This is a genomic window from Moorena sp. SIO4A5, assembly GCF_010672005.1.
Lineage (GTDB): Bacteria > Cyanobacteriota > Cyanobacteriia > Cyanobacteriales > Coleofasciculaceae > Moorena.
This window is the reverse complement of the sequence record NZ_JAAHHZ010000273.1, coordinates 1-6,210: the sequence shown is the minus strand read 5'-3', so window position 1 is coordinate 6,210 and position 6,210 is coordinate 1. Positions and strand designations below refer to the sequence as shown.

Here is a 6,210-nt window from a genome sequence, read left to right as displayed (position 1 = left end):
TCTGGCTATCTGGAGACAGAAACAGACCTTGAGTAGTGATAAGAATATTACCTCCAGGACCAAATATGGCGTTGGCGGTGATGTTACTGTTTTCTACAACCACTACAAAATCACTATTAATCTTAATATCACCCCCACCACCAGTACTGTCATTAACGCTGGTACTAATGGCGCTCTGGTTTGAAAGGAATAGTAAGTCACTGGTAATGTCAATATCACCGCCGCCGCTAAGCTCAGAAGTGGCAGTGATTGTGCTTCGATCAGTTTTAATTTGATTAGCGGAAATAGTAATATTGCCTCCTCCAGCTGAGAAATTGGATGCGGTAATACCACCACCATTGGGAGTGTCCGCTCCGCTGTTGGAAAGCTCGATGGAGTTTGCCACAATCTCAATATCCCCAGCTTCCCCAAGTCCTGGATCTAGGCGGTCATTGCTTTGGAAGTTACTGACACTGATCGTTGCTGTAACAATGGAATTGTTGGATAGAGTATTATCTGGAACAATTTGAGCTGAGCAGACCAAGGGCATCTGAGCCACTAGGTAACAGGCAATGGGCAAAGTCAGGAGTTGGTTTAAGGGTTTGTTGAAGGGTTGGTTTTGATCCGACCTAGATAGCAATGTCAATAAATCTGTGGTGACCATGAGGCTTTCCTAGAGACTGAACCATGTCGTGGGCAATAACTATCCTCTAGAATTCCCAAACCTCTAGACCAAGTAACGCTAGTGAGCGGAATTGCTAAAATCAATAAGATTCCTCATAAAAACAACTATGACTGCTATCGGGATCAAACCATCCACCTTTTTGCATCAAGGACTTCGCCTTGAGCGAACTAATAACTTAACCCTGTTCAAATTCACCGATGAGCTTGGGGAGCGGATGCAAACCCTGCTCGATAAGAAAAAAGACGATCAACTCACTCCAGACGAAACACTGGAGCTAGAAGCCATTGGCGAACTGGATGATATTTTCAGCTATATCAATGCAGTTATCATGGCTGAAGCTGCCAATGCCCATTCCTAAACAGCTCTACCAGCAGCTCAGAAAACGGGCAGTATTTCAATGTGAATATTGTCACTATCCCGAAATCCTCAGCAACGCACCCCTTTCGGTCGATCATCTTTGGCCAAAATCATTGGGGGGAACTGATCGTCTAGATAATCTTGCCTTAGCCTGCCGTCGCTGCAACGAAAGGCGCTACAACTTCACAACCGGAATTGATCCCGATACCGGAAACGAAGTTCCCTTGTTCAACCCTCGTTTACAGTCATGGTCTGATCATTTCATCTGGACAGCCGATGGTCTGCGCATTATAGGCACCAGCCCAACAGGACGAGCAACCTGCGCTCGACTAGATCTCAACGACGAGCGTCGCAGTGAAAAATTCATCGTGAAATCTCGACAACTTTGGGTCAAAGGGGGGTTACATCCTCCCCCAGAGGATCCACAGCAATCCGTGTGAGGTACCCACACCAAACCTACCGCTATAGCGTGAGTACCTCACAGGCATTGTATAACGGTTTCTAGCCTAATAAGGTACACAATATTTTTCCCCTGTTCCCAGATCCGCTGTTCCCAGATCCGCTGTTCCCTGTTCCCTTTTTTGATCAGGCCAGATGGCTGCACTACCGGCGACGACCCTTTAACACACCACCAATGCCCAACAGACCGAACCCAATTAAGCCACTGCTAGCCCCAGACTCTGGCACCTGAGCCACTCCCTGGTCAGGATTAAAGGTTGACCAATTGAAATCCGAGAAAAAACCTTGTTCTAGCACGTGGCCTAATACTTGCCCACTGCCACTGCCACCACTGCCACTGCCGCCACCAACGCCACTGCCGCCACCACCGCCACTGCTACCGCCACCGCCACCGCCACCATAGCCCCATTCGTACATGTCCATCACATCCTGGATGCGGTCTTCAGCTAGCCAGGAGCCTGCTGCTTCGTTATAGCCATTGGCGAGATACCAGTCGATCCATGAGGCATGCCAGTTAGGATCATTGAAATAGTCACCGATTTCCTCGGCTAAGGTATTCTTGGCATTGTTGAGCAAGTTATTGAGATAATGGGTCATATTGGATTGACTGGGGCGTCCATCTGAGCCGAACACAGTGGAGTTTAGATCCCAACCAATCACATCAAAGGCTTGTAAATCCAGTGCTGACATATCGGCTCTCTCTCCCCAACCTAGGGCTGGTTTCATCATGCCCAAATTATCGCCCAGACCGTCCCAGTGGCTGGCTTGATAGCCATCACCTCCGAATCCTAAATCGACATCCTTGCCTTCAGAAAAGTATGCCAGAGCTGTATCACCCCCATCAATGGAAAAGAAGGCATTGGCACCATAGGCTAATTCAAGGAAGTCATTATCTTCGCTCCAGTCACTATAGCGGTACATATCCAGGGCAGTAGTACGCAACAGACATCTGATAACTAGCATCATAATCCGCGAGTATGGTCGAATCGACACCACTGACGAAGCCCAAGATATGACCAATTTCATGGACGGCCACACTCAGAAAGTCAACACTCAGAAAGCGGATGATTGTGTCTAATAGGGTTGGGGCGCTACGCTCGTAATTATAGCTCCAAATGAAGTCGCTATTCATGACGATATAGCCATCAAGCACGAAGTTATTGCTGTGGTAATTTATGGCTTTGGCATTGGCATTGGTCAGAGAAATGTTTTTGTTGTACCACCCTTGTCCGCTTTCAAACACGGAATGATAGCGAGTATTGCCATCACTATAGTGATGGGCTTGCAGGTTATCATAAGCAGTATAATCATCTGCCGATGTTCTATCGGAATAGAGCTTTTGCCGATAGGTGCCGTAGTTTTTATTCTGTTGCAGACCAGGGAGTGCCCCACCCAGGATGTTTGAGGGCAAGGCGTCGGTCATCTCAACGTGAATTTTGACGGTGATATCATCGGTTAAATAGTAAGACCAAATCTGACCAGCCATTTCAAACCCGAGCATTTGTTTGAGGGAAGTCCCTGGTTGATAGCTGAAGTCGAAGTCTATGGCTTGAGCTGGGGCGTTACCACCAATTACTGCTGCAGATGCCAGGGACAAGGACATCATTAATTGGCGATTCTTCATAAAATTTTACCTCGTAGAAATTACTGACATGAATACTGTCAGTATGAAAAGGTAATGTATGCAATCGTGTTTGTGATCTGAGGCTGGTGTATAGGATCGCGTTTTTTTTTGGATATACAATTGTGTATATTTATTTATGCTTGTTTAGGATCACTTCATGAGTCGTTTAGGATCACTTCATGAGTCGTTTAGGATCACAAGAAACCTGTGTTACAGATCACTACTTTAAAATTAGTAAATCTACAGTAAATCTACTGATGAGCTCTCCATGCTTGATCTGGCAAAACTGGCAGGACAAATCCCTGGTATTAGTAACCACCTGAGACTAGAGGCGGTGGCGTCTCGCCAACGCCTAGAACGGGCGGAACAATTACTGGCAAAGGCTAAAACACAACAAGAGAGTTTGGTCAAGTCTCATCAAGAATGGCGCGATCGCATGATCTTCACGGCGGCAACACCAGTAGAATCTCTCGATACTTGTGTTGATATCAGTAGTCCCCCAGAAAGCCATAGTGTTTTCGCCACCGATGGGTCTCAAATTTCCCCCTCTCACCACGAAATCCTCTACTGTTATGTGATTAATGTGGGTCGGATAATGTTGCACTATGGACAAAGTCTTTACCCTCTGTTGGATAGTGTGCCGGAAGTATTCTACCGACCAGAAGACTTATATATTTCTCGTCAGTGGGGAATTCGCACGGAGGAGTGGATGGGACATCGGCGCACCATTTCCGAGGTATCGATGTTAGCAGAAATGGCTTGCCGTTGGGTAAATCCACCAGCTCCCCACAGGGATACTCCCAATTTAGCGATAGTAGATGGTTCCCTGATTTACTGGTTTCTTGATGGGATGCCAGGGGATGCACGCGATCGCATATTGCCTCCGATTCTAACAGCTTGGGAGCAGTTGCGTGCTGTTAATGTACCCCTGATCGGCTACCTGAGTGCTTCTCGTAGTGTGGAAATGGTTAATTTTCTCAGATTACCAGCTTGTCCCTATGAAACACCGAAATGTATCACCCAATGTGGTAATCTCACGGACAAGTTGCCTTGTCAGGTGATAGACCCCTTGCGGGATACCACACTCTGGGCAAGTTTATTGCAACCAGGACAGCGTAGCCCTCTATTTCAGAGTTCGGCACGGATTCTGGAATTATACGACCATCACCGGATCTATTTCTGTTATGTCCATGTGGGTACAGAAATTGCTCGGATCGAGATGCCAGAATGGGTAGCCCAGAATTCAGCATTGCTCAATCAAGCCTTGAGTTTAATGCTGGGGCAGGTCTATAAAGGCTATGGTTATCCCATTGCTGTGTCTGAAGCTCATAATCAGGCGGTGATTAAGGCCGGTGACCGGAATCGCTTCTTTGCTTTGCTTGAACAACAAATGATTCGGGCAGGTGTCAAGAATGTGGGAATATCCTATAAGGAGGCTCGTAAACGGGGTAGTATTAGTTGATTTAAGGGTTGAAGGTTTAAGGGTTGAAGGTTTAAGGGTTGAAGGTTGAAGGTTGAAGGTTGGAGGTTGGAGGTTGGAGGTTTAAGCTTGTTCGCGTAGCGTGGCCTTTTGGCCAAGGTTTAAGGTGAGTTGGTTGCAGGTTGTTCGCGTAGCGTGGCCTTTTGGCCAAGGTTTTTTTCCCAGATCCGCTGTTCCCTATTCCCTGTTCCCTATTCCCTGTTCCCTATTCCCTATTCCCTGCTCCCTGCTCCGAAGTCCCTGCTCCCTAAAACCTAAAACGAAAGTACCTTAACCAATAATTAAAAACTGTTCTAGTGTCATGGCAAATGTATTAAGAATTCTGTTTAAGCAAGATAGCTATCTCAAGCAAGAGCCGATTCAATCGTCGCAATTGCCTGATAATAAACGTCAGATGATACCAGCAGGTACTATATTAGTACTTCGCTATTATGGTCAGGAATCTGGCAATCACCTTAAACTGGGTTTAAAAGATATTGCGTTTAAGGGGTTCAGTGGTGATTGGTATGCCTTTGAAGACCATGTAGCAATTATGATGGAGAGTATTCAACCGGTAGAAACGGTTAGTAATGTAGTCTCTAAACAAGAGGATCAGACTGTTTTCAACATTCCTATTTATCAGAATACCTTAGTCAATCAACCCGTTTTACTTAACCTTTTCTTTAATCAAGATACGGTAATTAAGCGAGCTCCTATTCAATCTAATATGTTGAATGAAGCATCAAAGCAGGAAATTCCAGCAGGCACTGATTTGGTGATTGTGACAGATCAACCTAATGCTGATAATACGGTTAAGTTTACGCTGGAGGAGAATCACGTAAAATTTACCCTGAAAGACCTAGAATTCAAGGGCTTTAGTGAAGATTGGTATGCCTTTGCTGGACATGTTGGTATTCAAGGGATGGGCTGATGTCAGCGGTCAGCTTTGTGGCACAGGCTTCTAGTTTGTGGAACAGGCTTCTAGCCTGTGACTATTAAACTAATGCTTACCTCTTTTATTCAAAACCTGACGGCTGATAGCTGACGGGCTAATTACTATTAAAAATCAGAATCATTGGTCAGCGTCTCAATCAACAAATCCATCTGTTGCTGTCGCTGATCCAGAAAATCTTCACATTGATGGAGATATTCGACAGCAGCGGAGAACTGATCAAACACCTCTGCTAGTTCTAGTTCTCCTGTTTCTATTTGCCTAATAATAGTTTCAACTTTAGCCACCGTTGCTTCATAGTTCCAGGTTTCTCCAGAAGGGATTTTATTTAAGTTTGAATCAGTTAGGTTTGAATCAGTTTTAGTTTCCATAGATAGCAATTGTTAATGGGTTGAGGTACACAATTTTTTGATTTTAGGGAATAGGGAATAGGGAATCGGGAATCGGGAATCGGGAACAGGGAGAAGAGGCAAGAGGCAATAGGCAATAGGCAAGAGGAACCCACCCCTAGGTCGTGTTTTCTTGCCTCGGAGATCCCCCTAAATCCCCCTTAAAAAAGGGGGACTTTGACTATGGCTCCCCCCTTTTTTAAGGGGGGCTGGGGGGGATCATAATCTTGCGGAAAACTTTGAAAACACGCCCTAACCCCTCCCAGGAGGGGAAGGCAAGAGCCAATAGTCAAACAGTTATGTGTA

The 6,210-nt window shown here is 45.7% G+C and carries 8 protein-coding genes and 1 pseudogene; 4 read left to right on the top strand and 5 right to left on the bottom strand.

Annotated features, from left to right (window positions below; genetic code table 11):
- A pseudogene (locus F6K57_RS34705) lies at window positions 1–643 on the bottom strand (hypothetical protein); the annotation flags it as partial.
- Between the two features lie 127 nt (window positions 644–770).
- Here F6K57_RS34705 and F6K57_RS34700 point away from each other — a divergent pair.
- Both F6K57_RS34700 and F6K57_RS34695 read left to right on the top strand, forming a co-directional pair.
- Window positions 771–1,022 (top strand): hypothetical protein, encoded by a 252-nt coding sequence (locus F6K57_RS34700; RefSeq protein ID WP_075899230.1) that lies wholly within the window; start codon window positions 771–773, stop codon window positions 1,020–1,022.
- Window positions 1,009–1,461 (top strand): HNH endonuclease, encoded by a 453-nt coding sequence (locus F6K57_RS34695; RefSeq protein WP_293062004.1) that lies wholly within the window; start codon window positions 1,009–1,011, stop codon window positions 1,459–1,461. Before F6K57_RS34700 ends, F6K57_RS34695 begins: the two co-directional genes overlap by 14 nt.
- A gap of 163 nt (window positions 1,462–1,624) precedes the next feature.
- Here the strand turns inward: F6K57_RS34695 and F6K57_RS34690 are convergent, their stop codons facing one another.
- Window positions 1,625–2,446 (bottom strand): NF038122 family metalloprotease, encoded by an 822-nt coding sequence (locus F6K57_RS34690; protein WP_293072501.1) that lies wholly within the window; start codon window positions 2,444–2,446, stop codon window positions 1,625–1,627.
- Complete coding sequence (locus tag F6K57_RS34685) at window positions 2,388–3,104, bottom strand: NF038122 family metalloprotease (RefSeq protein ID WP_293072499.1); 717 nt, start codon at window positions 3,102–3,104, stop codon at window positions 2,388–2,390. The genes F6K57_RS34690 and F6K57_RS34685 overlap by 59 nt, the downstream gene beginning before the upstream one ends.
- Before the next feature lie 268 nt (window positions 3,105–3,372).
- On the opposite strand from F6K57_RS34685, the gene F6K57_RS34680 reads away from it, so the two are divergent.
- On the top strand, window positions 3,373–4,566 hold the full coding sequence (locus F6K57_RS34680; RefSeq protein ID WP_293072497.1) for a DNA double-strand break repair nuclease NurA: 1,194 nt from the start codon (window positions 3,373–3,375) through the stop codon (window positions 4,564–4,566).
- A 31-nt stretch (window positions 4,567–4,597) separates the two neighbouring features.
- On the opposite strand, the gene F6K57_RS34675 is transcribed toward F6K57_RS34680, so the two are convergent.
- Window positions 4,598–4,735, bottom strand: coding sequence for a hypothetical protein (locus F6K57_RS34675; protein WP_293072495.1), 138 nt, complete (start codon window positions 4,733–4,735; stop codon window positions 4,598–4,600).
- A 150-nt stretch (window positions 4,736–4,885) separates the two neighbouring features.
- On the opposite strand from F6K57_RS34675, the gene F6K57_RS34670 reads away from it, so the two are divergent.
- Window positions 4,886–5,494 carry a hypothetical protein gene (locus F6K57_RS34670; protein WP_293072493.1) on the top strand — a complete coding sequence of 203 codons (609 nt, stop codon included), beginning with the start codon at window positions 4,886–4,888 and terminating at the stop codon, window positions 5,492–5,494.
- A gap of 128 nt (window positions 5,495–5,622) precedes the next feature.
- On the opposite strand, the gene xseB is transcribed toward F6K57_RS34670, so the two are convergent.
- A complete protein-coding gene (xseB, locus tag F6K57_RS34665) occupies window positions 5,623–5,886 on the bottom strand; it encodes an exodeoxyribonuclease VII small subunit (RefSeq protein ID WP_293072491.1) in 264 nt (87 codons plus the stop codon).
- Window positions 5,887–6,210: the final 324 nt, after the last annotated feature.